A 25,408-nucleotide genomic window follows, 5' to 3' on the forward strand; every position below is an offset into this window, starting at 1 on the left:
ACCATTTGAAACCCCTCACAGACCCTCGGCACCCAGCATCGCCCGCACCCGCGCGACCGCGCCGGGCAGAACGGCGCAGAACTCGTCGACGGCCTCCGGGGTGACGCCCACCGGGAGCCCGACCCGGATGTTGCCATGGGTGAGCACCCCCATCGCCGCCAGCACGTGACTGGGTTCCAGGGTCGAGGCCGTGCAGGCCGAGCCCGACCCGACCGCGAACCCCAGCCGGTCCAGGTCGTCGACGATCGCCTCCCCGTCCACGTAGAGACAGGAGAAGGTGACGAGGTGGGGCAGCCGCTGCTCCGGGTCGCCCACCACCTCGGTGTCGGGGATCGTCGCCGCCACCGCCCGGATCCGGTCGGTGAGCCCGCGCCGCAGCCGGTCCGACTCCGCCCGGCCGGCCGTCACGGTGCGCAGTGCGACCGCCGCGGCCAGGGCCGCCGGTACCGAGACCGCACCAGGAACCCGTTCGGTGCCGTCGTCGGCGGGGGAGGGGGACACCCACCGGGTGTTCGCCCCGATCGCCAGCACGCCCAGCCCGGCCGGCGCGCCCCACGACCGCGGGTCCGCGGTCAGCAGGTCCCAGCCCGCCGGCACCGCGGCGTGCCCGGCGGTCGCCGCGGCGTCCACGAGAAGGGGAATGGAGGACGAGCGGGTCACCTCGGCCACCTCGGCCACCGGTTGCCGGGTGCCCACCTCGGCATTCGCGCTCTGCAGGCAGGCGAGGGCCACGCCCTCGGCGCCCACCTCGTCCGTGAAGCCTGAAACATCGACACGCCCGGACTCCGTGACACCGATGAGAAGTGGCTCACCCGCGAAGTGGGTAGCCTGAAGAACGGCGGAGTGCTCGACGGCGGAGAGCACCACACGCGTGCCCACCCGCCGCCGGGCGCGCAGCGTGCCGAGCACGGCCGCGTGCACGGCCTCGGTGTGGGAGCCGGTGAAGACCAGTTCCTCGGTGCGGGCGCCCAGGTCGGCGGCGATCGACTCCCGGGCCCCCTCCAGCAGCAGCCGCGCCGTGCGTCCCTCACGGTGCAGGCGTCGCGGGTCGGCCCAGCCCTCGTCGATCGCGGCCAGCCAGGCGTCCCGGCCGGCGGGCAGGAGGGGCGCGACCGTCGAAGCGTCCAGATAGGCCCGTTGTGTCGATGCTCCGGACGGGTGAGGATGGCCGGGGGAGAGGGGGGCTCGTGCAGGAGGGCCGGAAGTCATCCCGGCAGTGTCTCTCGTCTCTGGCGCGCCACGCCGATAACCAACCCGACCCATCGCGGGCCCGCCTCGGGGCACCCGCTACCCTGCTCACGAACGAGAAATCGGGAGCATGAAACATTCAGCAAAAGCACCCGGTGCGCAGGCATTGATCCAGCACCGGGACGAGACCGTGGGAAGGCCGCCGTTGCGTTCGCACGAGGGGTTCGGCATGGCGCGTCGGCGCGCCCGTGCAGTTGCCGTGGGTTTGACCGGCGCTGCTCTACTGACTTTGTCCGGCTGCACCGATCAGGTGCAGAGAGGCTGGCTGCCCAGCACCAAGGGCACGACCAACCAGACCACCAAGATCATGGACCTGTGGGTCGGGTCCTGGATCGCCGCCCTGATCGTGGGCGTCATCGTCTGGGGCCTGACGATCTGGTGCATGATCGTCTACCGGCGCCGTAAGGACGAGACCGGGTTCCCGGCTCAGATCCGTTACCACCTCCCGCTGGAGGTGATGTACACGATCATTCCGGTGATGATGGTGGCGGTGCTGTTCGGTCACACCGCGAGCGTCCAGTCGGACCTCATCTCCACCGACACCAAGCCCGACGTCACGATCGGCGTCGTGGGCAAGCAGTGGTCGTGGGACTTCAACTACAAGGACTCCGACGTCTACGAGACCGGCGTCATGGGTCAGCTGGACGGCAACGACGGGGCCGAGAAAGAACTGCCCACGCTCTACCTGCCGATCAACCGGCTGGTCCAGTTCGACCTGACCGCTCGTGACGTCATCCACTCCTTCTGGGTGCCCGCGTTCCTCATGAAGATGGACACGGTTCCCGGCCTCGAGAACAAGTTCCAGGTGCGTCCGCAGCGTCTGGGCACGTTCAAGGGCAAGTGCGCGGAGCTGTGCGGTGAGTACCACTCCGAGATGCTGTTCAACGTCAGGGTCGTGAGCCAGGCCGACTACGACCGGCACATGGCCGAGCTCGAGGCCCAGGGCAACACCGGGCAGCTCGGTGAAGACCTGAACCGCAGCGAGATGGCGCCGTCGGACTCGGACGCAGAAGAAGCCGGCAACAGCAATGCGCTGCCGGCCACGAAGACGACGGCAGAGGTGAAGTAATGACCGCAGCCTTCAACGCAGACGCAGTCGATGGCAGCTATGTCGCCCGGCCGGTGCCGCTCACCGCGGGCCGCAGTGCGGTCAAGTGGCTGACCAGTACCGACCACAAGGTGATCGGGAATCTGTACCTGATCTCTTCGTTCATGTTCTTCCTGCTGGGCGGCCTGATGGCCGTGCTGATCCGTCTGGAGCTCTTCGAGCCCGGGCTACAGGTCGTCAGCAGCAAGGACCAGTACAACCAGCTCTTCACCATGCACGGCACGGTGATGCTGCTGATGTTCGCGACACCGCTGTTCGCCGGCTTCGCCAACGCGATCATGCCGCTGCAGATCGGTGCCCCGGACGTCGCGTTCCCGCGTCTGAACATGCTGTCGTACTGGCTCTACCTGTTCGGCAGCCTGATCGCGGTCTCCGGCTTCCTCACCCCGCAGGGTGCGGCCTCGTTCGGCTGGTTCGCCTACGCGCCGCTGTCCAACGCGGTCTACTCGCCCGGTCTGGGCGGTGACCTGTGGGTCTTCGGTCTGGCGATGAGCGGTCTGGGCACCATCCTGGGTGCGGTCAACTTCATCACCACGATCATCTGCATGCGCGCACCGGGCATGACGATGTTCCGGATGGGCCTGTTCACCTGGAACGTGCTGATCACCTCGATCCTGGTGATCATGGCCTTCCCGCCGCTGGCCGCCGCGCTGCTCGCGCTGGGTGCCGACCGGCGCTTCGGGGCCCAGGTCTTCGAACCGGAGAACGGTGGCGCCATTCTGTGGCAGCACCTGTTCTGGTTCTTCGGGCACCCCGAGGTCTACATCATCGCCCTGCCGTTCTTCGGCATCATCAGCGAGATCCTGCCGGTCTTCAGTCGCAAGCCGATCTTCGGTTACAAGACCCTGGTCTTCGCGACCATCACCATCGCCGCCCTGTCGGTGTCGGTGTGGGCCCACCACATGTACGTCACGGGCCAGGTGGCGCTGCCGTTCTTCGCCTTCATGACGATGCTCATCGCGGTGCCCACCGGCGTGAAGTTCTTCAACTGGATCGGCACCATGTGGGGCGGGTCGATCACCTTCGAGACCCCGATGGTCTTCGCCATCGGCTTCCTCGTGACCTTCCTCTTCGGTGGCCTGACCGGCGTCATCCTGTCCTCGCCGCCGCTGGACTTCCCGCTGTCGGACTCGTACTTCGTGGTGGCGCACTTCCACTACGTGGTGTTCGGCACCGTGGTGTTCGCGATGTACGCCGGGTTCTACTTCTGGTGGCCCAAGCTCACCGGCCGGATGCTCGACGACCGGCTCGGCCAGGTGCACTTCTGGCTGACGTTCATCGGCTTCCACACAACCTTCCTGATCCAGCACTGGCTGGGTGTCGAGGGCATGCCCCGCCGGTACGCGGACTACCTGCCGGAAGACGGCTTCGAGCTCTACAACCAGATCTCCACGATCGGCTCGGTCATCCTGGCGCTGTCGGTGGTCCCGTTCGCGTGGAACATCTACAAGACCTGGAAGTCCGCCCCGATGATCACGGTCGACGACCCGTGGGGCTACGCCGGCACGCTGGAGTGGGCGACGTCCTGCCCGCCGCCGCGGCACAACTTCAACTCGCTGCCGCGGATCCGGTCCGAGCGTCCCGCGTTCGACCTGCACCACCCCGAGATCGCGGCTGCCGATCACCCCACGCCGAACAAGGGCCTGCTCGCCAAGGTCTACGGCGAGGGTGACGTGCACGAGCGGGGCCCGGGACTGAACGGTGACGACGAGCCCGGTAACAACGCCGGGAACCAGGGGGTGCAGAAGTGAAGATCGAGAGCGGGATTTTCATCGGCGGTACGCCGCTCTTCCTGGCCTTCGCCATCGCCTACGGTCTGGTGACCGGGTGGGACGAGCCGGTCGGCGTGGCCTGCCTGTTCCTCACGGCTGGGTTGTCGATCATGATCGGTGCCTACCTGGCGTTCACGGCCCGGCACATCGACGCCCGCCCGGAGGACAACGCCTACGGTGAGATCGCCGAGGGTGCCGGTGAGCTCGGTGAGTTCGCACCGCACTCGTGGTGGCCGCTGGCGATCTCCTTCAGCGCCGCGATCGTGTTCGCCGGTGCCGCGATCGGCTTCTGGCTGGTGGCCATCGGCGCCGTCCTGATGGGCCTCGCCCTGGTCGGATGGGTCTTCGAGTTCTACCGGGGCGAGCACGCGCACTGACGCTCCTCCCGCGTTCCGGCGCCCACGGTCTTCTGGCCGTGGGCGCCGGTCGTTTTGCGGTCCTGACGATGCCCGAAGCGTCATGATGGATAGGCCGAACGTGTCGGTTTCCCAGGAATGCTTGACGATTCTGCATTGATTCAGGTGGTTCTCATGAGGTACCGATAGACTTCATTTAGCGCAGCATTGCAACCGATGCGCGGTTCGACGCGTCTATACAAACGTTGCACGTGCAGTCGGAGCCTCTTGAGTCAGGTAGGTAGCGAAGTGATCAGTCGTGCCATCGGTCGGGGCCGATCCCGAAGGTCGATGGTGGTCGCGGTAGCGATGGCGACCATGATCGCCCTGGCCGGGTGCCAGTCCGGCGATTCCGGGGCCTCCGGTTCGGGCGGTTCGGGCGGGTCCGGAACGAAGGCCGCAGCCGCTCCGGCGGAGATCACGATCACGCCGGACGACGGCAACAAGAAGGTCAAGACCGCGAAGAAGGTCAAGGTCTCCGTCGCCCAGGGCACCATTTCCGAGGTCAACGTTGCGACGGCGACCGGCAAGAAGCTCAAGGGAACCCTAAGCCAAGACAAGACGGAGTGGACCAGCAAGACCGCTCTGAAGGCGGCCATGGGTTACACGGTCGCCGTCACCGCGGCGAACGCCGACGGGGTCGACGCGGAGAAGACCTCGTCGTTCTCCACGCTGGTCCCCGACGGTCAGGTCACGGCCTACGTGGTGCCCGGTAACGGGTGGAAGGTCGGCGTCGGCATGCCCGTCGTCGTGGAGCTGTCCAAGTCGGTCAGTCAGAGCAAGCGTGACGGTGTGGTGGACGCGCTGAAGGTCGACACCGGCGACGACAAGGTCGAGGGTGCCTGGCAGTGGATGAGCGCCACGCAGGTCTGGTGGCGCCCGAAGGACTACTGGGAGCCCGGTACCGACGTGAAGGTCACGGCCGACCTGACCGGCGTCGAGGTGCAGGACGGCGTCTGGGGCAAGAAGCAGAAGGCCAAGTCGGCGTTCACCATCGGCGACTCGATGATCAGCACCGTCGACGTGTCCGGCCACACGATGACCGTGCGCAAGAACGGCAAGGTCATCCGCACCATCCCGGTCACCACCGGCAAGGCCGACATGGCCACCCGCAACGGCATCAAGGTCGTCATGAGCCGGGAGACCTCACACCGCATGCGGTCGTCCACGATCGGTATCGACGAGGACGACCCGGACGGCTACGACCTGGTCGCGAAGTACGCCATGCGTCTCACCTACAGCGGTGAGTTCATCCACGCCGCCCCGTGGTCGAGCAGCTCGCAGGGCAGTGCGAACGTCAGTCACGGCTGCACCGGTATGACCACGGCCGCGGCCAAGTGGCTCTTCGACCGCTCCAAGGTCGGTGACGTGGTGATCTACAAGAACAGCACCCGCAAGCTGGAGTGGGGCAACGGCTACACCGTCTGGAACGAGTCGTACTCGGACTGGAAGGCCTGAGCCACCAGAACGTGAAGGCCCGGTCCGCCTGATTCAGGCGGACCGGGCTTTTTCTTTCGTGCCGGGAGGACGAGGGCCACGGCGAACGCTCGCCGTGACCCTCGTCCTCCCAGCACGAAGGCCCGGCCGCACCGCGACCGGGCCTTCGAAGGCAGGACTCAGGCGTGGGTGGCCGCCACCCAGCGCTCCAGAACCGCCGCTGCGGCGCCGCTGTCGATCGATTCGGCGGCCTTCTGCACACTCTCGCTGATCTGCTTGACCAGATCGCCGTCGGCGGGCCCAGAGGCCGCCAGGGCCGCGCCGGCGTTGAGCAGCACGGCGTCGCGCACCGGACCGGTCTTGCCGCCCAGCAGGTCGCGCACCACCTGGGCGTTGTGCTGCGGGTCGCCGCCGCGCAGGTCGTCGAGCGTGGCCCGGGGCAGGCCCAGGTCGGCCGGGTCGAAGAGGGACTCGGTGACGGACCCGTCGCGCACCTGCCAGACCCGGGAGGGGCCGGTGGTGGAGAGCTCGTCCAGGCCGTCTTCCCCGCGGAAGACCAGGGCCCGGTCGCCCCGCTCGGCCAGCACCCCGGCCATGATCGGGGCCATCCGCAGGTTCGCGCAGCCGATCGCCGAGACACCGGGCTGCGCGGGGTTGGTGAGGGGCCCGAGGAAGTTGAATGCGGTCGGCACCTTCAGCTCGGCCCGGGTGGGGCCGGCGAAACGCAGGGCCGGGTGGAACTTCATCGCGAACAGGAAGGTGATGCCGACCTCCTGCGCGACCTGCACGACCCGGTCGTTGGGCAGATCGAGCCGCAGGCCGAGCGACTCCAGCACGTCGGCGGCACCCGAGGACGAGGACGCGGCCCGGTTGCCGTGCTTGATCACCTGCACGCCGGCGCCCGCCGCGACGATCGCCGACATGGTCGAGATGTTCACGGTCTTGTGCATGTCACCGCCGGTCCCGACGATGTCGACCGCGGGGCCGGGGATCTCGATCCGGACGGCGTGACGCAGCATCACGTCGACCAGCCCGCCCAGCTCCTGCACCGTCTCACCCTTGGCCCGCAGCGCGACCAGGAAGGCGGCCAGCTGCACCGGGTTGGAGCGGTCGGTCATGACCTGTTCCATCGCCCACTCGGTGTCCGGCCGGGACAGGTCCTGTCCGGAGATCAGCGTGGTGATGAGCAGGGGCCAGGAGGTGGCGGGCATGCGATTGATCAGCCTCTACGACGACGGGCGAGGACCGAGACGGCCTCGGCCAGGGCACGGGGGTCGAGCGGGTGCGGCACGGCGGCGTCGGCGCGCGACCAGGTGGCCAGCCAGGCGTCCTGGGGGCGGCCGGTCAGCACCAGCACCGGCGGACACTCGAAGATCTCTTCCTTGAGCTGACGGCACATTCCCATGCCACCGGCGGGCACGGCCTCGCCGTCGAGGATCAGCACGTCGAAACCACCGGCGTCGGCCGCGGACACCACGGCGGCCGGGGTGGCCACCTCGGTCCACTCGACCGGGGGGAGGTCGGCGGCCAGGCGCTTGCCGATGGCCGTACGGACCTTGGTGCGGGTGTCAACATCGTCGCTGTAGAGCAGCAGCGAGATCGGCCGGGTGCCCGAGACCGGGGCACCCCCGGTGAGCCGGGCGTCCTCGTGATCGGCAGCCGGTGCGGTCGCCACGTGGTCGAGCCCGGAACCGGAGTGGTTCCCGGTGGTGGCCACGGCGCCGGGTCGGGTCGGGGTCGTCGTCATCGATCGTCTCCTGGTCGCTGTGACAGGAGTGATGGCCGTGTGTCCGCCCTACGCCGGGGGGCCTCGGGCGAGTGCCTGCCTGTCACGGTCGATCGTACCGAAGCGGAGGATCAGTGCGTCACCGGCCGTCGTGGACCCGTGACCTTGGTCCCGTCCCGGTCCCGAATCCCCGCGAAAGACCGTCGCCGGCCGGGCGACACGCCGGAGGCGGGGGAAATCACGCGGAGGCCTGGTGAACATCCCGGCGTGTCGGCGGAATTTGCCGACCGAACGGCCGTGGGGGCAACAGAAATGCGTCAAGAGCGCCGAAGAAGCCTGACGTGATGTCCCTTGACGAGCAGGTCCTCGCGACCGGTGACACTTCTCCGCGCAGGGGCGGGAAATTAGGGAACACCGGACTTGCGAAACCCCGCATCACCTGCGGGAAGCCCTATCAGGACACGGTTAGGACACGGCGCGGGGCACACAAGGGCCCCCCGCCCTTCATCCGGATCGGCGTGAGGCCATAATGACGCCCGTGGCATCCGTAGCGGCAGTAGACGGCCCGGCTGGGCCGAACGTTCATGCGACTCTCAACCGACCCAACATGGTTCAGGTCGGCACGATCGTTTGGCTCTCCAGTGAGCTGATGTTCTTCGCGGGTCTCTTCGCGATGTACTTCACGATCCGTGCCGTGCAGCCCGACCTGTGGGCGACAGAGCCGCTCAAGCTCGATATCCCCTTCTCGACCGCCAACACGATCAACCTGGTGCTCAGCTCGGTCTGGTGCCAGATGGGTGTGTTCGCCGCCGAGCGGTTCCAGCCGAGTGCCCTGGGCACCTGGTGGGCACCGTGGACGCGGGAACACGGGTTCCGTAACTGGGGCATGCGCGAGTGGTACCTGCTGACCTACGTCGCGGGCGCGATCTTCATCTGCGGCCAGGTCTTCGAGTACGCGAACCTGATCTCCGAGGGCCTCACCCTCAGCAGCTCGGGGTACGGCTCAGTGTTCTACCTGACCACCGGCTTCCACGGTCTTCACGTGACCGGTGGTCTCATCGCCTTCTTGCTGATCATCGGCCGCAGCTTCGCGGCCAAGCGATTCGGTCACGCCGAAGCCACCAGTGCCATCGTCACGTCGTACTACTGGCACTTCGTCGACGTGGTCTGGATCGGCCTCTTCTTCGTCATCTACGTCATCAAGTGATTCCGTCGATGACAGCCGTTCGTACCTCGGAACGTAGGAGTTTCACATCGTGAGCGCACTCGCTGCCCGGCGGCGGCACCCGTTGGCCACAGCACTGATCGTGCTGCTCGGCCTGCTCGTGACGGGCGTGGGCTATGCCGCCGTCATGCCCAGCACGGCGGATGCGTCGACCAGCACGGCCTCTGCCGACGACATCGAGCAGGGCAAGAAGCTCTTCCTGGCCAACTGCTCGACCTGCCACGGCATCGACGCGGAGGGCCGCAACCAGGCCCCCTCGCTGATCGGTGTCGGCGCGGCCTCGGTCGACTTCCAGGTCGGTACCGGTCGCATGCCGCTCGCCATGAGCGGCCCGCAGGCCCAGGAGGCCCCGGTCCGCCTGTCCGACGAGCAGACCGCCCAGCTGTCGGCCTACGTCGCCAGCCTCGGTGCCGGTCCCTCGATCCCGTCGCAGGACGTGCTCGATCCCGAAGCGGGCGACGCGTCCAAGGGCGCCATGATCTTCCGCACCAACTGTGCCATGTGCCACAACGCGGCCGGCGCGGGCGGTGCGCTGACCCGGGGCAAGTTCGCCCCCAACCTGGACGACGTCAGCTACAAGCACATCTACGAGGCCATGGTCACCGGCCCGCAGTCGATGCCGGTCTTCCCGGACACGACGATCACGCCCGACGAGAAGACGGACGTCATCGCGTACCTCGCGACGATCCGGGAGACCCCGAACCCCGGTGGCATGGCCCTCGGGAAGCTCGGCCCGGTGTCCGAGGGTCTCGTCGCCTGGATCGTCGGCCTGACGCTGCTGATCGGTTTCGCGGTCTGGCTAGGGGCGAAGTCCTCGTGAGCAACGAAACGGGTGGAACGATGAGTACGAACGACCCGGACCACGGCGGGGACGGCGTGGCCCTCCAGGAGGGTGACCTTCCCGCCCGGTTCGAGAACCCGGGTATCCCGGAGCACCAGCACCGGATGGCCGACACCGACCCGAAGGCGGCCAAGCGCGCCGAGCGTCAGGTCGCCTTCCTCTTCGTGCTGTCGATGGTCGGCACGCTGGTCATGATCGTCGGCTACTTCGCCGTGAAGATGGACCACGACCTGGGCTTCATCGACTACCTCAACCGGCTCGAGCTGTCGAACAAGCTGCTTGGCATCGGTATGGCGATCTCGCTGCTCGGTATCGGCGTCGGTGCGGTGCACTGGGCCAAGACGCTCATGCCCGACGAGGAGCGCATCGACTACCGGCACCTGCAGCGCGGTTCGGACGAGGTCCGCGCCGAGGCCGTCGACATGCTGGCCACCGGTGTCGAGGAGAGCGGTTTCGCCCGCCGTCCGCTGATCCGCAACACGCTGATCGGCGCCATGGCGCTGTTCCCGCTGCCCGGCCTGATCCTGTTCCGCGACACCGGCCCGCTGCCGGGCAAGTACCTGGCCACCACGTTCTGGAAGGCCGGCGACCGGCTCATGCTGGACCCGGAGGGTGGCCCGATCAAGGCCTCCGACATGGTCCTCGGCTCGGTCGCGCACGTTCTCCCCGAGGGCATCGAGGAGGCTGAGCACCCGCTGAACGAGAAGGCGAAGGCCGCCGTCCTCCTGATCCGTCTGGAAGAAGACCTGCTGGCGCCGGAGTCGCTCCCGGGCGCGCACGGCGGCATCGTGGCCTACTCCAAGATCTGCACCCACATGGGCTGTCCGGTGGCGCTGTACGAACAGCGCACCCACCACCTGCTCTGCCCGTGCCACCAGTCAACCTTCGACCTCACGCAGAACTGCAAGGTCATCTTCGGCCCGGCCAAACGGGCTTTGCCTCAGCTCGCGATCACTGTGGACGACGAGGGATACTTGGTTGCCGCGGCGCCGTTCAGCGAGCCCACCGGCCCGAGTTACTGGGAGCGCTCATGAGTGACAGTGCTATCAACAAGGTCGGAGCCACGACCGGTAACTGGCTCGACGAGCGCCTCGGCGCCTCGGGTGTGGTCAAGGGCTTCTCCCGCAAGGTCTTCCCCGACCACTGGTCGTTCATGCTGGGTGAGATCGCGCTCTACAGCTTCGTCATCCTGCTGTTGAGTGGAACGTTCCTGACGTTCTTCTTCGTTCCCAGTGCGGCCGAAGTGGTTTACGACGGCCCGTACACGACGCTCGCGGGACAGCACGTCTCGGAGGCGTTCGACTCGACGATGCACCTCTCGTTCGAGGTCCGTGGCGGTCTGCTCATGCGGCAGATCCACCACTGGGCGGCGCTGATCTTCGTCGTCTCGATGATCGTGCACATGTTCCGGATCTTCTTCACCGGCGCGTTCCGCAAGCCGCGCGAGATCAACTGGGTCATCGGCATGATCCTGGCGATCCTGGCCGTGGTCGAGGGCTTCCTCGGCTACTCCCTGCCGGACGACCTGCTCTCCGGTAACGGCCTGCGCATCGCCCAGGGCATCGTCCTGGGCATCCCGGTGGTCGGCTCGTACGTCAGCTTCTTCCTCTTCGGGGGCGGGTTCCCCGGCGAGGCGTTCATCCCGCGCTTCTACACGCTGCACGTGCTGCTGATCCCGGCCATCATGCTGGCCCTGATCACGTTCCACCTGATCCTGGTGGTCGTGCACAAGCACACGCAGTACCCCGGCCCGGGCAAGACCAACAGCAACGTGGTCGGCTTCCCGCTGTTCCCGATCTACACGGCCAAGGCCGGCGGGTTCTTCTTCATCGTGTTCGGTGTCACTGCCCTGATGGGTGCGCTGTTCACCATCAACGGCATCTGGGTCTACGGCCCGTACGACCCCTCGCCGATCGGCGCCGGCGCCCAGCCCGACTTCTACATGGGCTTCCTCGACGGCGCGGTGCGCATCATGCCGGGCTTCGTGGAGTTCACGGTCTGGGGCCACACGGTCTCGCCGAACATCTTCCTGCCGACCCTGGTGCTGCCGGGTCTGATGGTGACGCCGGCGCTGCTGTACCCGTGGATCGAGGCCTGGGTCACCGGTGACAAGCGCGAGCACCACCTGCTCGACCGCCCGCGTAACCAGCCGACCCGTACCGGTCTCGGCGTCATGGCGATCACGCTCTACACGCTGCTGTGGATCAGTGGTGGTAACGACATCGTGGCCACGCACCTGCACCTGTCGATCAACGACATCACGCATGTGCTGCGTGTCATCGTGTTCGTCTTCCCGCCGCTGGCCTACCTGATCACCAAGCGCATCTGCCTGGGTCTGCAGCGCAAGGACCGCGAGAAGGTGCTGCACGGCCGCGAGACCGGCCGTGTCTTCCGCACGGAGGAGGGTGAGGTGTTCGAGCTGCACGCCCCGCTCTCCGCCAACGACCGCTGGCTGCTCGTCGGCTTCGACTCCCCGGAGCCGGCCCAGGCCCTCCCGGCCACGGACTCCTCCGGTGTCCGTCGTCCGGGCGGTGCGCTGGAGAAGGTGCGCCAGAAGATCAGCAAGTTCTACTTCGAGGACCGGGTCGCCCCGGTGACCCCGGCCGAGCTGGCCGAGGCCCACCACCACGGTGACCACGAGGAGATCTCCGCCAGCGGCGGTGGCGACGAGAAGCACGCCATCAGCAGCGGGCACTGATTCCGGCTGAGCCTCGCGAGGGCCGGCACCGATCCACTCCGGATCGGTGCCGGCCCTCGGGTTTTGGGAGGCATTCCTGATGGTGGACGCCAACGAGCTCCCCTCCCGCGGTGGTCGCGTGTACTCGTTGCGGGTGGTGAACGACGTTCGTCGATCGAGTGTCGCGGGAGGCCGAGCCGACGGGGGTCTGATGCCCGCTGAGTGGAGGATCGGTTCCGGGTAACGTGCACGTCCGCACACCCCTGGGCCTCATCGCGCCACGGCCAGGGCCTCACACCAGCGGTGGGCCAGAGTCTGTTTTCCAGGTCAAGACACGCCTGTTGCCGGACACCGCCTGTGTCGCGGCAGCGACTGATGAAGCAGGTCTGGTGCGATGCCACCGGCGTACGCCGGGCGGGCCGAACAAGTCATGGTTGGGGAGATTCCGTGCGGTGATGGCGCACGCAATCTCCCCGATCGTGGATGCGGGCCCGGGCGGGAACCGGGGCCGGGCCACCGAACTGGACGGTGTGTCGCCGACAAGGACCTTCACCGTTGCCGGTCCCGCCTCGCGAACGTGGCCGCGTGCGAGTCTGGTCGGCGTGAGCGTTCTGACTGTTCCTCTTGCCGTGCGGGCAGGGGCTTTTACTCCAGGACGATCGTCCGGTGGACCTCCTGGGGCAGGCTGTGCCGGGCGTGGGCGGCGCCGCGCACGGGCCAGGCCCAGGTGCCCTCGAGCTCGACCAGGCGGGTGCCGGGCTGCTCGAGCCAGTTGAGCACGATCTCGGTCTCTTCCGGGTGGGCGGAGGGGTAGGGCACCTCGCGGGGCGTGACGATCTCGCCGGTGAGGCTCAGGGCGTCGACGTAGGGCATCGGGTCGGCGCCGGGCGGGGAGACGCTGGTGCCGGCCAGACGGCCGTGGCGGACGAGGGCGAACTCCCAGCCGCCGCTGTCGCGGCGGCGGGCGCCGACGAGGTGGGGGACGGCCGCGATCGGCGCCAGGCGCTGGGCCCGGGCCGCGCCCTTCAGGTACGAAAGCAGGCGGTCGCGGTGCTCCGCGGCCTCCTCGTAGCGCTGTAGCTCCGAGAGCGACGTGGCGCGGCGCAGAGAGGCCTCCACCACCGGCCCGGCGTCGGAGATCATGGCCTCGCGCACCTGCGTGACGATCTCGGAGTAGCCGATGATGTCGATGCCGCCGACGCAGGGGGCTCCGCAGCGGCCCATCTCGGCCAGGATGCAGGCACTCGCGTTCTTGGCCGGGCGCTTCGGCAGGCGCGGGGTGCAGCGGCGTAGGGGGTAGGCCTCGTGCAGGGCCGCCACGGCCTGCTCCGCCTGCTCCTGCGACGAGAACGGCCCGGTGTAGGTGGCACCGTCGGCCTGGACGTCACGCACCACCGAGAGTCTTGGGTAGGCCTCGGCCGTGAGCTTCAGCCAGGGCTTGCGCTCGGGCTTCCTGGACCGGCGGTTGTAGGGCGGCGCATGCTCGGCGATCAGCCGGATCTCCCGTACCCGGGCCTCGAGCGTGGTGGCGCACGGCACCGGGGTGACCCGGGCTGCCCGGGCCACCATCTCGCGCATGCGGCTGCGGTGCTCGGACGCCGTGAAGTAATTGCGCACCCGGGTGCGGATGTTCACCGAGGTGCCGATGTAGAGCACCTGGTCTTTCTCGTCGCGGAACATGTACACGCCCGGGCCGGACGGCAGACCGTCGGCGAGATGCCGCTTGCGGCGCGTGCTCTCGGGCACCTTCGCGGAGAAGCCGCGGAGCTCGCCGAGGGTGGTGACACCGAGGGTGCCGATCCGGCCGAGCAGGGCGTGCAGCACGTGCACCGTGGCCCGCGCGTCCTGCAGGGCGCGGTGGTCGGGCTCGATGGGGGAGCCGAAGAGCGCGGCCAGGGTGTGCAGTTTGCGGTTGGGAGCCTCGTCGCGGCTGACGATGTGCCGAGCCAGCTTCACCGTGTCGATCACCGTGGGCGCCGGCCACTCGTGCCCCAGACGGTCGCACGCCGCCTTCACGAAACCCACGTCGTACGGGGCATTGTGTGCCACCAGGATGCTGCCGGCGCAGAACTCCAGGAACGAGGGCAGCACGCCGCCCAGGGAGGGCGCGCCCGCGACCATCGAGTCGGTGATGCCGGTCAGGAGCGAGATGAAGGCGGGGATGGGGCTCTCGGGCCGGACCAGGGTCTGGAACTCGCCGAGCACCTCGCCGCCACGGACCTTCACCGCGCCGATCTCGGTGATGCCGCCGTCGGCCGGGGCGCCGCCGGTCGTCTCCAGGTCGAACACCACGAAGGTGACCTCGGACAGGATCTGCGGATCGGCCTCGCTCGCGCCGGACACCACGAGTTCTTCCGGCCAGAGCGCCTCCTGGGTGGGGGCCTCGGGTGTGGTGCTCATGGAGAGGACGGTATGCCCGGCCACCGACAGTCTTGGGGCGGGCATCCCCGGCGCGCTCACCGGGGGCTCCGGGTGCTCTCCGGACGGTGGCCGGGCCAAGACTGTCGGTGGTCGCCCTTAGCGTTCCTGTCATCGGCACCCAGCCGGTCGGGCCATCGCAGTTGCACGGGCCCGTGAGCATTTTCGGAGGGGCTCCATGCTGATCGACTGTGACGCCTGTGCCGTCCGTGGCCCGGCCTGCCGTGACTGTGTCGTCTCCGTTCTGCTGGGGGCGCCCGCGGCGCCGGTCCGGCACGTCGGCCACCCGTCTGTCCCCGGTGGCCCCGTACCCGCCACCGGTATCGATCTGGACCGCCAGGAGCAGGCGGCGATCGCTGCCCTCGCCGGCTCCGGGCTGGTGCCACCGCTGCGTCTGGTGGCCCGTCCCGTGGATCCCGATGAGGCGGGTGTTCTGAGCTGGGAGCACGAGCCCGGCGAATCCGTCCGCCCTGAACGCCACCGTGGTCACTATGGGTCAGGGAGCGATCACCGGGCGGCCGGCTGAGGCATACCGGGCGTCACTGGGTCGAAAACGGACTAAAGGGTTCAAGGCTAGATTTACAGAACGTTAAAAATTCCTGTGAAATGTTAAGGATGATGCCGCTGAGTACCGCTCTAGCAGGGGAGATGACGCTCTGCACTCTTACCGGGGCAATGTGCTGGCTTTGGTAGGCGTGTCCGCGCCCGCTATGTTTCCTCCGTTCACAGACCGTTGTCGGGGTCATGAGAGTTTTGCGCTCTGAACCTGTGGCACGGCTCAGTCCCCGCCGCGACGAGACAACGTCGCGCGGGCACCAGAACGGAGATCCCGCGCCTTGCGATCGGACGGTCCGAAACTTGGGCAGCCTGCGGAAATGCGGTCTGCGGCCCACAACTCCGAGACGCGTGAGAACGTGCGCGACTCCGGGACCGACACTCTCACCGAGATCGGACCCGTGAGCAGCCCCCGTTCCGCGAGCAGCCCCGGATCCACGGGCGGTACCGCTCCCCGCGGTATCTCCTTCTTCCGCCGCCGTAACCCCGCGAACCTGCTGCGCCTGACCGGCTGGCGTCGCTTCGCCGGGGTGCTGCTCCCGCTGGCCCTGGCCGGCTCGGCCGTTCTGGCCTCGCCGACCGCGTCGGCGGCGCCGAACCCGAGCGTCAGCAGCGTCAAGAAGAAGGTCGAGAAGCTCCGGTCGGAGGCGGACACCGCCGCCGAGGACTACGTCGAGACCCGCGAGAAGCTGAAGTCGACCAAGATCAAGCTGCAGGCCGCGAAGAAGAACGTCGGCAAGCAGGAAGACCGGGTCACGGCGCTCAAGAAGCAGGTCGGTCTGCTGGCCTCCGAGAGCTACAAGCGCGGTGAGCTCTCCACGCTCAGCCTGCTGCTCTCCGACGACCCCGAGTCGCTGCTGGCCCAGTCCGGCTACCTGCCCTCGCTGGCCGAGCGTCAGAGCGGCGCCCTGAACAACCTCGCCGACGCGCAGACGGCGCTCCTGGACACCCAGAAGTCCATGGAGAAGCAGGTCAAGACCATCCAGGCCTCTCAGGTCAAGATGAAGAAGTCCAAGGAGACCGCGGAGAGGAAGCTGGCCGCGGCCGAGGCTGAACTCAGCACCCTCCAGGCGGCCGAGCGCGCGGCGGCCGACGTCGACCCCAGTGGCGGTAGCTCTTCCGGTGGGGGTACCCCGACCGGTGGTGGCGGCGGCGACTGCGCCAGCGGTATCGCGGCAGCCCCGTCCTCCGCGGCGAAGGCAGCCATCCAGTTCGCCTGCAACCAGCGTGGTCTGCCCTACGTCTGGGCGGCCGACGGCCCGGGCTCGTACGACTGCTCCGGTCTGACCATGAAGGCCTTTGCGGCCGGTGGCGTCTCGCTGCCGCACAGCTCCCGCATGCAGGCCGGGTACGGCACCTCGGTCAGCCCGTCCGCGGCGGTGGCCGGCGACCTGCTGTTCTTCGGCTCGCCGATCAACCACGTGGGCATCTACCTGGGCAACGGCATGATGGTGCACGCACCGCAGACCGGTGACGTGGTGAAGGTGGCCACCGTCTGGACCACTCCGTCCGCCGCGGCCCGCCTCGGCTGATCACGGCTCGCTGAACTGCTGGAAACGGCCCTGACCCGATGGTCAGGGCCGTTTCACTGTTTGCGGGCCATCGCGGAGAACACTGCCAGCGCCTCCGCGTCCGACGGCACCTCCAGCACGTTCTGCGCGACGAATTCCGTCAGGCCCGGATACCCGGACGCCTCGGCCTCGAACTGCCGCACGGCGGCCGCGACGTCGTACGCACTGCGCCTCAGCTGCACCCCCGGCCCCAGCAGGGCCCAGTGCGCGCCCGGCCCGGCGCCGTACGGCATGCCGACGCTGCCCGGATTGACGAAGCGCCGCCGATCGGCGAGCCGGTCGAACGGCATGTGGGTGTGACCGAGCACCACCGTCGGCTCGTCGCAGTCGGCGAACCCCTGCGAGAAGTCAATCACCGGCGAGTCGACCAGCACGATCTCGATGTCGCTGCGGGTGGTGGCGTGGCAGAAGCGCACCGGACCCAGACCGTCCACCGTCAGTACCACCGACAGCGGCAGGTTCTCGATCAGGTCACGGTGGCGTCCGGTCAGCTGTGAGGCCGTGTACGCGCACGTGGCCCACACCTCGGCGGGCATCGACCCGTACGGGGCGCCGCCGTCCATCGCGTGCAGCACTTCGCGCTCGCAGTTGCCGTGCACCCATACCGCGCGGTCCCCGAGCTCGGCCAGCCGGTCGAGGGTTTGTGCGGGCATCGGCCCGATCGTCATGTCCCCGTTGAGTACGAAGGCGTCGACGCCCTCCCGCTCGGCATCGGCCAGCACTGCCTCCAGCGCCGGCAGATGACCGTGGATGTCGGCCAGAACCGCGACTCTCATGTGCATCCTCCCCGTGGCTTGAGTCGAGCATCGCCGGTTCCCGGAGCCCCGCACCAGCAGATCTGCCGACAGCGAATCTCAGCAGAGGACGCACCCCACGAGTTTCGTGGTCGTGCCGGGTCAGTGGTCGTGCTGGGTAACCTGGGCGGATGCGCCGTCTCCTCCCGATCGGCGCCTTCGTCCTCCTCGTCGCCCTGACCTTCGCCCTGACCGGCGGGAACGGGACCGGCACGACGGTCCCGGCCGCCACCCGGAACCCGGGTACCTCTACGGCCCCCCGGACCACTGCGGGTGCGAGCTCGACCTCGTCCACCATGAGTGCACAGGTGACCGCCACCTCGAGCCGGTGCCGGGTGGCCGGCCCGGCCGTCACCCGAACCCTCGTGAACGAGCTCGCCGCGCTGTGCGTGCGTTCGGCGCGCACCGTCGACCGGGCCTGGGGCGAGGAGTGGGGCGGCGTTCTCACCCGGCTCGTGGTGGCCGGTGACATCAACGAGCTGGCCGGGCTTCTCGGCCGCGATGACACCAAAGGCCTCACCGACACCGCAGCTGTCACCGTGGGCCCGCACGACGCCCCGGCCGATGCCGTGTTCATCAACGGTCCCGCGTTCGACGGGCTGACCGATCTCGGCCGTCAGGTCGTGCTCACCCACGAGCTGGTGCATGTGGCCGCCCGCGCCGCGGGTGACTCGGATGCTCCTCTGTGGCTGGAGGAGGGTTATGCGGACTACGTGGCCTATCGCGGCACCGGGCTGTCGGCCCGCGAGATCGCCGGTGAGGCGCTGGCTGCGCCACTGCCGCAATCCCTTCCAGCAGTGGACGACTTCGACGCCTCGGATGCCGGCGCGGCGGTCGCGTACGGGCAGGCCTGGGTGGCGGTCACGGTGCTCGCCGACCGGCTCGGCAGCGATGCGGCGCTGAAGCGCCTGTACGAGAAGGCTGCGCACAGTGGGACGGACGAGGCGCTGCGCTCGGCGGGCTTCGTTAGCCGCACTGCTCTCGTGCGGGCAGTGCGACAGCGGATGACGCACCTCGATCGATAACAGGCTTTCGCAGAAGGTGGACATGGGGAGGGACCGCAGGGATCGCCCCGGTGGACCAGGGCGGCCGGGAAGGTTTGCATGATCACGAATGGGGGCCGGGGCGCTTTTGGCCGCAAGGTGTCGCCACTTTCTGGCAGGTTGGGGGAATTCGGGGCCGGGTGGGAGAGTTGGGCGGCAGATGATCGTGGAACGGGCGGGGTGGTAGGGCTGTGAGCGGACGGACTCTCGTCATCACGAATGATTTTCCGCCGCGGCCCGGCGGAATCGAGTCGTTCGTACTGGCCCTGGCCAAGCGCTTCCCGCCCGGCCAGGTGGTGGTGCACACGGCGCGGCGCAAGGGTGGGGCGGAGTTCGACGAGCAGCTGGATTTTCCGGTGATCCGGGACAAGTCGCCGATCATGCTGCCGACGCCGGGCATCACCCGGCGCTCGATCGCGATCGCGCGGGAGCACGGCTGCGACCGGGTCTGGTTCGGCGCCGCGGCACCGCTGGCCCTGATGGCGCCGAAACTGCGCGCGGCCGGCATCGAGCGGATGGTGGCGACCACGCACGGGCACGAGGTGTGGTGGGCGGTCGTGCCGTTCACCCGCGGCCTGATGCGGCGGATCGGGCGGCACGTCGACGTGCTGACCTACCTCGGCGACTACACCCGCAGCCGGATCGCACCGGCTCTCGACCCGGCCTCGCGCACCCGCTTCCGGCAGCTGACGCCGGGGGTGGACGACGTCTTGTTCAATCCCGGCGTCGACGGTGCCCAGGTCCGGGCCGAGCTCGGGCTGGGAGACCGCCCGGTGGTGGTGTGCGTGTCCCGGATGGTCGCCCGTAAGGGGCAGGACGTGCTGGTCGAGGCGCTGCCGCTGATTCGTGAGAAGGTGCCCGGTGCCGCGTTGCTGCTGGTCGGCGACGGTCCGTACCGGTCCGAGGTGGAGCGCCGGGTCGCGGCGGCGCGGCTGGGCGAGCATGTGTTCGTGACGGGCCGGGTGTCCTGGGAACGGATCCCCGAGTACTTCGCCGCCGGTGACGTGTTCTGCATGCCCGCCCGCACCCGCCTGGCCGGGTTCGACCTGGAGGGCCTGGGCATCTGCTATCTCGAGGCGGCCGCGACCGGCCTGCCCGTGGTGGCGGGTGACTCCGGTGGTGCGCCCGACGCGGTGCTGGAGGGCGAGAACGGCTTCGTGGTCGACGGCACGGACGCGCGGGCCGTCGCCGATCGCTGCACCGAGCTCCTGCTCGACCGCGACCTGGCCGCCAAGTTCGGCCGGCGCGGCCGGGAGTGGGTCGGCGAGAAGTGGCGCTGGGACGACCTCGCCGTGCAGCTACAGCGCATGCTCGCCGGCGACCGCGTGATCAACTGACCCCCGACCCATCCGTGACAATGCAGAACCTCCCCGGCGTTCTGGAACACCGGGGAGGTTCTGCATGATCACGAACAGGGGTTTGGGGGGCGTCAGGTTGTGGTGGAGGAGCTGACCGAGGCTGTCTCCTCGGCGGGGGTCACCGGGTCGGCCTCCTCGGACGCGGAGACCTGCGGGTAGCGGGCTGCGGCCAGGGAGATCACGATCAGCGCGGCCACCAGCCAGTACTGGTTGTAGAAGGCCTGCTTGTTCACCAGGTTCGCCACGAGCAGCACCATCGCGGCCCAGCGCAGCACGTTCGCGAGGTCGGGCTGCTGCCGGTGCACGCGCAGGATCGCCGAGCCCAGGGTGATGAGGACGGCCGCGCCGGTCAGGTAGAACGGCGGGGTCCAGTCGATCTCGTTGATGGCCGCGATGAACACGGTGTTCGCGAAGACCAGCGGCTGGAAGTTGATCAGCATGGTCACGGTGTCGTGGATCATGTCGCTCGGCGAGGCGATGAACCAGGGCGCCACGAACACCCCGGCCAGGCCCGCCGTGCCGATCGCGCGCCGCCAGCCGAACACCGGCCAGACCGCGAGCACCGGCAGCAGCACGGCCAGGTGCTGCTTGCTGGCCAGGCCCAGCGCCAGGAAGACCATCGCGAGCACCATCCGGCGGCGGCGCACGGCCAGCGCCCAGCCGGCCAGGCAGGCCATCAGCAGCGGCTCGGTCCAGGCCTGCTCGACCTGGGTGGCGGTGCCCGGCAGCACCAGCAGCAGCCCGGCGGCCGCGGGGCCGACGAGGTTGCGGATCGACATGGTGGACGAGGGTTTACCGGTGCGGCCGAGCAGCAGCACGGCCAGCGCCCCGAGCAGCGTGATGACTACCAGGGCCCACCGCACGTCGCCGGCGAGCCAGCGGCCCGGCGCCAGGAGCAGCGCGGTGAAGGGGAGGTAGGTGAACGCGTCTTGCACGCCTGGGGAGTTGGTCCAGTTCTGCGCGTACATGTTCTTGCCGTCGAGGATGCCGTCGGCGGCCTGCTGGAGCGTGACCCAGACGTCGATCTTCGGGGTCGGGTCCCCATGGATCAGCAGGGCCGCGGCCACCACGTAGATCGCGGCCGTGACCGCGAGAGCGCCGTGGGCCGCCAGTGGGCTGCGCCGCACCGTCGAGACCGCGACGCCCGCGGCCAGCACCAGCGCGGCCGCCGCGAAGAGCCAGCGCACCGTCCAGCCCTGGCCGGTGGTGAGGTAGGTGTACGGCCGCATGGTCACGTGAAGCCCGGCGATCACGACAAGTGCGAGGGCCAGGGCACCGCCGGTCCACGGCAACGGTGAGGCCTGGGCCGAGCGTTGCAGACCGCGTGTGAGGGAGGGGGCGGGTGAGTCGGCCGGCCGGCGGGCGCTGCCGGAGACCACCCAGAGGCCGAGAGCCACGGCGATGACGATGTAGATCACGACGATCCACAGCCGGTAGCGAACAACACTGTGCGTAGCCACCGCCATGCCGGCGGTCAGCAGCGCGAGGGCGAGGGCGGTGGACAGCGGAGAGCTGCGGCGCAGGCCCGGCCGGGGCTGTCGGCGCGGAGGGGAATCGGCGGCGGGTGGAACCATGCGGCCAGCTTAAGGGCCGTGGAGCAGCCCTCGCGCGGCCTGTGGAAAGCACCGTGAAACCTCGACGACCCCGGTCACCGGCTGCGAAAAGCCTCTGGTGAACGGGGTCGTCGTGAGCGAGGGCCGACGGGGAGGTCTTACGGGGTGGTCGCCTCACTGGGGTCACAGTTCGGCATCGTCTGCCGGTGCTCGATGCAGTTCGAGGTGCCCTGGAAGGTCTTGTTGAGCAGGTTGCCGAAACCGAACACCACGGCGACGATCACGGCGGCGATGGCGGCAACCATCAGGGCGTATTCGACGGCGGAGGCGCCTCGGTCGCCGGCCGAGCGCACTATCCGGCGGGTCCGGGAAATCATCCGTGCCTCCTTTGAGTCCGGCGCGGCTGCGGACCGCACCGGTGTAGCCCCCCGTCACTACCTACACACTGACACACGCCCGGCGTGACATTCAGTCATCTCCGGAATGATCGGCTGAACACCCGATCAGTAGGGGAGTGCCTTGATCGTGGCTTAACCGCCAGCTGAATCTGCCGGGGGTCAACGAATCCCAGTGTTCACTTTTGTAACACCGGACCAGGGGCCGTCATCCGCTGCGAATCCGTGAAAGTGCCCGGACGCAGAAGAACCCGGAAGCCTCGAAGGGCTTTCCGGGTTCTTTCTGTGCTCGCCTACGGCGGTCGAGGAGGAGGCGTGCGGGAAGGCTGCCTACCCAGTCTTGGCGGGGGTGTCGCACCCGTTGTCGGCGGAGGTGCTGCCGGACGGCGTCACACCGCTCGCGAACGAGTTGCACGTGTCGCTGAATGTCTTCTGGACGATGGTGCCGAGGCCGAAGACGACCGCGACGATCACGGCGGCGATCGCCGCGACCATCAGGCCGTACTCGACGGCCGAGGCGCCCCGGTCTTTGGCGCCGGACATCACCTTACGGAGGTTGCTGAGCATGCGGATCCCTTCCTGGGTACTCGAGGGGGTGCTCCTGAATGGGCGCTCGAGGGGGTGATCGGTGGGTGTATCCCTCCGAAGACAGGCTCAGCGTGCCAGGTGCGTCGCGGTGTGTACCCATGGTGCGAAAGGGATCATGCAAAGAGAGAGCCCCAGTCCTCGTCCGAATGGGCGAGAACTGGGGCTGGTGTTACGAAAACCCTTGTTGCAGAAAAGAACTCGTGTGACTAGCGACGCTTGGCGTCGTCCACGAGACCAAGCCGGACGGCCGCCATGACGGCCTGCGCGCGGTTACCCGCACCCAGCTTCTCGTAGATGTTGGCCACGTGGGTCTTGGCCGTCGACTCGCTGATGTAGAGCCGCCGGGCGATCTGGGCGATGGCCAGGCCGTCGACCAGAAGGTCGAGCACTTCCCGTTCCCGCGGAGACAGTTTCGGCCCCGCGGGGGCACTCATCCGGCGCTGCATGGCGCCGGCCAGGTCGCGTGCGGTGAAGGCCCGTGGGTTGGCCGCCGCGTGCCGGGCGGCCGCCACGACCTCCTCGGCGGGAGCGTCCTTCCCGACGAAACCCGAGGCGCCCGCGTCCAGAGCGGCGAAAACCTGCTCGTCCCCGGCGTACATGGTGAGGACGACGATGCCCATCGCCGGATTGTTCGCCCGCACCTGGGTCGTCAGCGTGATCCCGTCGCCGTCCGGCAGACGCACGTCGGTCACGAGAACGTCCGGCCGGAGCCGGTCCAGGGCACTGAGCGCGTCCGCGACCGAGGCCGCTTCACCGACGACCTCGATGTCACCTGCCCGGTCGAAGGCCCGTCGAAGGCCTTCCCGGATCAGCTGATGGTCGTCGACGAGCACCACCCGGAGGTTCGCCGTTGCGCTGGTCAATTAGTCACCTCCTGGTCGGCCCGGGCGTGTGAGGCCGTCCGGGGCCGTCTTGTTGTCTGCCGATTGGCTGGACCGGCTGGATTACCCGCCGGATTGATGGTCGGAATACCGTGCGGGTCGGTGAGTGCCACGCGGGTCACCGCCGGACGGGCCAGGTGCCGCGGCTCGAAGGCCGCGGTCTCGGTGCCGAGCCCGACCTCGACCAGGGTGCCGTTCTCCGGCCCCGGGCCGACGTGCAGGTTCGCACCGATCCGGCGGGCCCGTTCGCGCATCCCCTGGATGCCGAAACTGTCGGCCCGGCCGGGCTTCAGCCCACGACCGTCGTCGATGACGGTGATGTGGGCACGAGGTGGCTCGACGGTCACGGTGAGCCAGAGGTTCGTGGCCTGGGCGTGCCGGCGGACGTTGGTGATCGCCTCCTGGACGATCCTCAGCAGTTCCACCTCCACGGTGATCGGGAGCCGCTTGGGCGACTCGTCCATGGACAGATGGATCGCGAGGTCGGACTGCGCCGCGATGCGCTGGGCGTGCTCACTCAGCGCGGCTCCCAGCCCGACCGTGTCGTTGACGCCGTGGCGCAGGTCGAAGATGCTCATGCGCAGGTCGGCCACCATCGCCTGGAGCTGCTCGCGCACGGTCATGACCTGCTGGGCCACCTGCGGGTCGGAGTTCTGCCGGATGTCGTCGAGCGCGTAGCCGACCGAGGCCAGGTCTTGCGCGATGCCGTCGTGGATCTCGCGGGCCAGGCGCATGCGCTCGTCGGAGGTGGCCAGCCGGCGCACGTCGTCGAAGAGCATGGCCGAGGCCAGTCGCGGTCCGGACTGCTCGATCACCGTGCGGCAGCTGCGCAGCGACGCCGCGTCCAGCCCGGTCGCGGTGATCACCAGCACCAGGGCCACCACACGCTCGCCCATCAGCACCGGCACCGCGGCGAACGACCGGCCCGACGCCTCGCGCTTCACCGGCTGGGCACTGACCCAGGCGTCTTCGATGGCCAGCTCGGCGGCCTCCGGGGCCTCGTGCCCGGAGAGTGCCACGAACCGGCCGCCGGTCGAGCGCACCAGCACCACCGCGTCGGCCTGCGGCACCACCGCGCGGATGTCTTCGGCGAGCGCCGTGGCCAGCGTGCGCGGGTCCAGCCCGAGGCTGAGTTGCCGCGCCACCACGTGAAGCTCGGAGAGCAGGCGGTGGGCGTCGGCGTAGGCGGGCTCGGTGTCGGGGGCGACGTCGGCCCGCAGCCGGCGGATCCAGGCACCCACGGCGGGCACCGCGACCAGGATGAACACCCAGGCGAGCAGCGAGTTGTTGCCGTTCAGCTCGTCGATGTCGATCTCGTTGGACGTGATGATCGTGCCGCCGAAGGCCACCACGGCGGTCGCCGCCGCGGCCAGCCCGGCGACCAGCCCGGTGCTCAGCCCGGCGATGAAGAGCGGAACCGTCAGGTAGGGCAGGAAGAGCAGGCCGCTGGTGCCGATGCCGCCGATGATCACCGATGCCGAAAGGGTTTCCGCCAGGGCCGGGATGATCGGGGGCACGGCTCTGGGCAGGGGCAGCGACGCGAGCGCCGCCACGCAGAACAGCATCAGCGCCGGGATCACGGCCTCGCGGGGGGAGACGCCCCCTCCGTCACCGAACGAACTGCCCGCCAGGATCCCGAGGGCAACCGCGGTACTGGCGAAGATCAGAATGATTCCGGCGCGGATCACGAGAGGCACGAAGATGCTCTTCACTCGGAGTTCCAGCACGGCCACGGTGACAATCTGCCACACGAGGGATACTCATGGCTTGGGATCGTCCAATACGACCGTTAGATCCCCCAAGGTTTCGGGAATGCCACGAAC

General features: G+C 68.6%; 22 protein-coding genes. 12 read left to right on the forward strand and 10 right to left on the reverse strand.

Translation table 11 applies throughout. The features are described 5' to 3' along the window. Nucleotides 1-15: 15 nt before the first annotated feature. A complete protein-coding gene (locus LR393_RS16025) occupies nt 16-1,209 on the reverse strand; it encodes a cysteine desulfurase family protein (protein WP_231484723.1) in 1,194 nt (397 codons plus the stop codon). Between the two features lie 208 nt (nt 1,210-1,417). On the opposite strand from LR393_RS16025, the gene ctaC reads away from it, so the two are divergent. The 4 genes from ctaC (at nt 1,418) to LR393_RS16045 (ending at nt 5,981) form a co-directional block, all read left to right on the forward strand. After that, a complete protein-coding gene (ctaC, locus tag LR393_RS16030; RefSeq protein ID WP_269327313.1) occupies nt 1,418-2,317 on the forward strand; it encodes an aa3-type cytochrome oxidase subunit II in 900 nt (299 codons plus the stop codon). Beyond that, nucleotides 2,317-4,107, forward strand: a complete 1,791-nt coding sequence (ctaD, locus tag LR393_RS16035; protein WP_231484725.1) for an aa3-type cytochrome oxidase subunit I — start codon at nt 2,317-2,319, stop codon at nt 4,105-4,107. Before ctaC ends, ctaD begins: the two co-directional genes overlap by 1 nt. Continuing rightward, nucleotides 4,104-4,505 carry a cytochrome c oxidase subunit 4 gene (locus LR393_RS16040; RefSeq protein ID WP_231484726.1) on the forward strand — a complete coding sequence of 134 codons (402 nt, stop codon included), beginning with the start codon at nt 4,104-4,106 and terminating at the stop codon, nt 4,503-4,505. The genes ctaD and LR393_RS16040 overlap by 4 nt, the downstream gene beginning before the upstream one ends. A gap of 309 nt (nt 4,506-4,814) precedes the next feature. Continuing rightward, complete coding sequence (locus tag LR393_RS16045; protein ID WP_231484727.1) at nt 4,815-5,981, forward strand: L,D-transpeptidase; 1,167 nt, start codon at nt 4,815-4,817, stop codon at nt 5,979-5,981. Nucleotides 5,982-6,139: 158 nt separating this feature from the next. Here LR393_RS16045 and trpD read toward each other — a convergent pair whose 3' ends face one another. Further along, a complete protein-coding gene (gene trpD / locus LR393_RS16050; protein WP_231484728.1) occupies nt 6,140-7,171 on the reverse strand; it encodes an anthranilate phosphoribosyltransferase in 1,032 nt (343 codons plus the stop codon). Nucleotides 7,172-7,179: 8 nt separating this feature from the next. Beyond that, the gene (locus LR393_RS16055) at nt 7,180-7,560 is read right to left on the reverse strand and encodes a response regulator transcription factor (protein WP_345718801.1); all 381 of its coding nucleotides are present in this window, start codon (nt 7,558-7,560) and stop codon (nt 7,180-7,182) included. 655 nt (nt 7,561-8,215) lie between these two features. Here LR393_RS16055 and ctaE point away from each other — a divergent pair. From ctaE to qcrB, 4 genes are read left to right on the forward strand one after another with little or no spacing between them, the layout of a single operon-like run. Further along, nucleotides 8,216-8,893, forward strand: coding sequence for an aa3-type cytochrome oxidase subunit III (gene ctaE / locus LR393_RS16060; protein ID WP_407937323.1), 678 nt, complete (start codon nt 8,216-8,218; stop codon nt 8,891-8,893). A gap of 49 nt (nt 8,894-8,942) precedes the next feature. Beyond that, on the forward strand, nt 8,943-9,731 hold the full coding sequence (gene qcrC, locus LR393_RS16065) for a cytochrome bc1 complex diheme cytochrome c subunit (protein ID WP_231484731.1): 789 nt from the start codon (nt 8,943-8,945) through the stop codon (nt 9,729-9,731). 20 nt (nt 9,732-9,751) lie between these two features. Next, nucleotides 9,752-10,786, forward strand: coding sequence for a cytochrome bc1 complex Rieske iron-sulfur subunit (gene qcrA, locus LR393_RS16070; RefSeq protein WP_231484732.1), 1,035 nt, complete (start codon nt 9,752-9,754; stop codon nt 10,784-10,786). Then, entirely contained in the window at nt 10,783-12,450 is a 1,668-nt protein-coding gene (gene qcrB, locus LR393_RS16075; protein ID WP_231484733.1) for a cytochrome bc1 complex cytochrome b subunit, read from the forward strand. The genes qcrA and qcrB overlap by 4 nt, the downstream gene beginning before the upstream one ends. Nucleotides 12,451-13,074: 624 nt before the next feature. Here qcrB and LR393_RS16080 read toward each other — a convergent pair. After that, nucleotides 13,075-14,829, reverse strand: a complete 1,755-nt coding sequence (locus LR393_RS16080) for a DEDD exonuclease domain-containing protein (RefSeq protein WP_231484734.1) — start codon at nt 14,827-14,829, stop codon at nt 13,075-13,077. Nucleotides 14,830-15,025: 196 nt separating this feature from the next. Here LR393_RS16080 and LR393_RS16085 point away from each other — a divergent pair, with 196 nt between their 5' ends. Both LR393_RS16085 and LR393_RS16090 read left to right on the forward strand, forming a co-directional pair. Then, nucleotides 15,026-15,373, forward strand: a complete 348-nt coding sequence (locus LR393_RS16085) for a hypothetical protein (RefSeq protein ID WP_231484735.1) — start codon at nt 15,026-15,028, stop codon at nt 15,371-15,373. A 349-nt stretch (nt 15,374-15,722) separates the two neighbouring features. Then, entirely contained in the window at nt 15,723-16,934 is a 1,212-nt protein-coding gene (locus tag LR393_RS16090) for a C40 family peptidase (RefSeq protein WP_231484736.1), read from the forward strand. Nucleotides 16,935-16,987: 53 nt separating this feature from the next. Here the strand turns inward: LR393_RS16090 and LR393_RS16095 are convergent, their stop codons facing one another. Then, entirely contained in the window at nt 16,988-17,749 is a 762-nt protein-coding gene (locus tag LR393_RS16095) for a metallophosphoesterase family protein (RefSeq protein ID WP_231484737.1), read from the reverse strand. 149 nt (nt 17,750-17,898) lie between these two features. Between LR393_RS16095 and LR393_RS16100 the strand changes: the two genes are divergently transcribed. Together LR393_RS16100 and LR393_RS16105 are read left to right on the forward strand one after the other, a co-directional pair. After that, on the forward strand, nt 17,899-18,792 hold the full coding sequence (locus tag LR393_RS16100) for a gluzincin family metallopeptidase (protein WP_231484738.1): 894 nt from the start codon (nt 17,899-17,901) through the stop codon (nt 18,790-18,792). 209 nt (nt 18,793-19,001) lie between these two features. Further along, nucleotides 19,002-20,147: a glycosyltransferase family 4 protein gene (locus LR393_RS16105; protein ID WP_231484739.1), complete on the forward strand. Its 1,146-nt coding sequence runs from the start codon at nt 19,002-19,004 to the stop codon at nt 20,145-20,147. Nucleotides 20,148-20,239: 92 nt separating this feature from the next. Here LR393_RS16105 and LR393_RS16110 read toward each other — a convergent pair whose 3' ends face one another. From LR393_RS16110 to LR393_RS36465, 5 genes are all read right to left on the reverse strand, one after another. Then, a complete protein-coding gene (locus LR393_RS16110; RefSeq protein ID WP_231484740.1) occupies nt 20,240-21,742 on the reverse strand; it encodes a glycosyltransferase family 87 protein in 1,503 nt (500 codons plus the stop codon). 137 nt (nt 21,743-21,879) lie between these two features. After that, nucleotides 21,880-22,098: a Flp family type IVb pilin gene (locus LR393_RS16115; protein ID WP_231484741.1), complete on the reverse strand. Its 219-nt coding sequence runs from the start codon at nt 22,096-22,098 to the stop codon at nt 21,880-21,882. 348 nt (nt 22,099-22,446) lie between these two features. After that, nucleotides 22,447-22,683 (reverse strand): Flp family type IVb pilin, encoded by a 237-nt coding sequence (locus LR393_RS16120; protein ID WP_231484742.1) that lies wholly within the window; start codon nt 22,681-22,683, stop codon nt 22,447-22,449. Nucleotides 22,684-22,910: 227 nt separating this feature from the next. Then, nucleotides 22,911-23,567 carry a response regulator transcription factor gene (locus tag LR393_RS16125; protein ID WP_231484743.1) on the reverse strand — a complete coding sequence of 219 codons (657 nt, stop codon included), beginning with the start codon at nt 23,565-23,567 and terminating at the stop codon, nt 22,911-22,913. After that, complete coding sequence (locus tag LR393_RS36465) at nt 23,564-25,336, reverse strand: sensor histidine kinase (RefSeq protein ID WP_231484744.1); 1,773 nt, start codon at nt 25,334-25,336, stop codon at nt 23,564-23,566. The genes LR393_RS16125 and LR393_RS36465 overlap by 4 nt, the downstream gene beginning before the upstream one ends. Nucleotides 25,337-25,408: the final 72 nt, after the last annotated feature.

The sequence above is a fragment of the Kineosporia mesophila genome (assembly GCF_021129235.1).
In the GTDB taxonomy this organism is placed as follows: Bacteria; Actinomycetota; Actinomycetes; order Actinomycetales; family Kineosporiaceae; genus Kineosporia; species Kineosporia mesophila.

Excerpts from the sequence above, each read along its gene's own strand:
- LR393_RS16025 (WP_231484723.1), bottom strand. The coding sequence starts at position 1,209 with ATGACTTCCGGCCCTCCTGCACGAGCCCCCCTCTCCCCCGGCCATCCT.
- ctaC (WP_269327313.1), top strand. The coding sequence starts at position 1,418 with ATGGCGCGTCGGCGCGCCCGTGCAGTTGCCGTGGGTTTGACCGGCGCT.
- ctaD (WP_231484725.1), top strand. The coding sequence starts at position 2,317 with ATGACCGCAGCCTTCAACGCAGACGCAGTCGATGGCAGCTATGTCGCC.
- LR393_RS16045 (WP_231484727.1), top strand. The coding sequence starts at position 4,815 with ATGGTGGTCGCGGTAGCGATGGCGACCATGATCGCCCTGGCCGGGTGC.
- trpD (WP_231484728.1), bottom strand. The coding sequence starts at position 7,171 with ATGCCCGCCACCTCCTGGCCCCTGCTCATCACCACGCTGATCTCCGGA.
- ctaE (WP_407937323.1), top strand. The coding sequence starts at position 8,216 with ATGACGCCCGTGGCATCCGTAGCGGCAGTAGACGGCCCGGCTGGGCCG.
- qcrA (WP_231484732.1), top strand. The coding sequence starts at position 9,752 with ATGAGTACGAACGACCCGGACCACGGCGGGGACGGCGTGGCCCTCCAG.
- qcrB (WP_231484733.1), top strand. The coding sequence starts at position 10,783 with ATGAGTGACAGTGCTATCAACAAGGTCGGAGCCACGACCGGTAACTGG.
- LR393_RS16080 (WP_231484734.1), bottom strand. The coding sequence starts at position 14,829 with ATGAGCACCACACCCGAGGCCCCCACCCAGGAGGCGCTCTGGCCGGAA.
- LR393_RS16085 (WP_231484735.1), top strand. The coding sequence starts at position 15,026 with ATGCTGATCGACTGTGACGCCTGTGCCGTCCGTGGCCCGGCCTGCCGT.
- LR393_RS16090 (WP_231484736.1), top strand. The coding sequence starts at position 15,723 with ATGCGGTCTGCGGCCCACAACTCCGAGACGCGTGAGAACGTGCGCGAC.
- LR393_RS16095 (WP_231484737.1), bottom strand. The coding sequence starts at position 17,749 with ATGAGAGTCGCGGTTCTGGCCGACATCCACGGTCATCTGCCGGCGCTG.
- LR393_RS16100 (WP_231484738.1), top strand. The coding sequence starts at position 17,899 with ATGCGCCGTCTCCTCCCGATCGGCGCCTTCGTCCTCCTCGTCGCCCTG.
- LR393_RS16110 (WP_231484740.1), bottom strand. The coding sequence starts at position 21,742 with ATGGTTCCACCCGCCGCCGATTCCCCTCCGCGCCGACAGCCCCGGCCG.
- LR393_RS16115 (WP_231484741.1), bottom strand. The coding sequence starts at position 22,098 with ATGATTTCCCGGACCCGCCGGATAGTGCGCTCGGCCGGCGACCGAGGC.
- LR393_RS16120 (WP_231484742.1), bottom strand. The coding sequence starts at position 22,683 with ATGCTCAGCAACCTCCGTAAGGTGATGTCCGGCGCCAAAGACCGGGGC.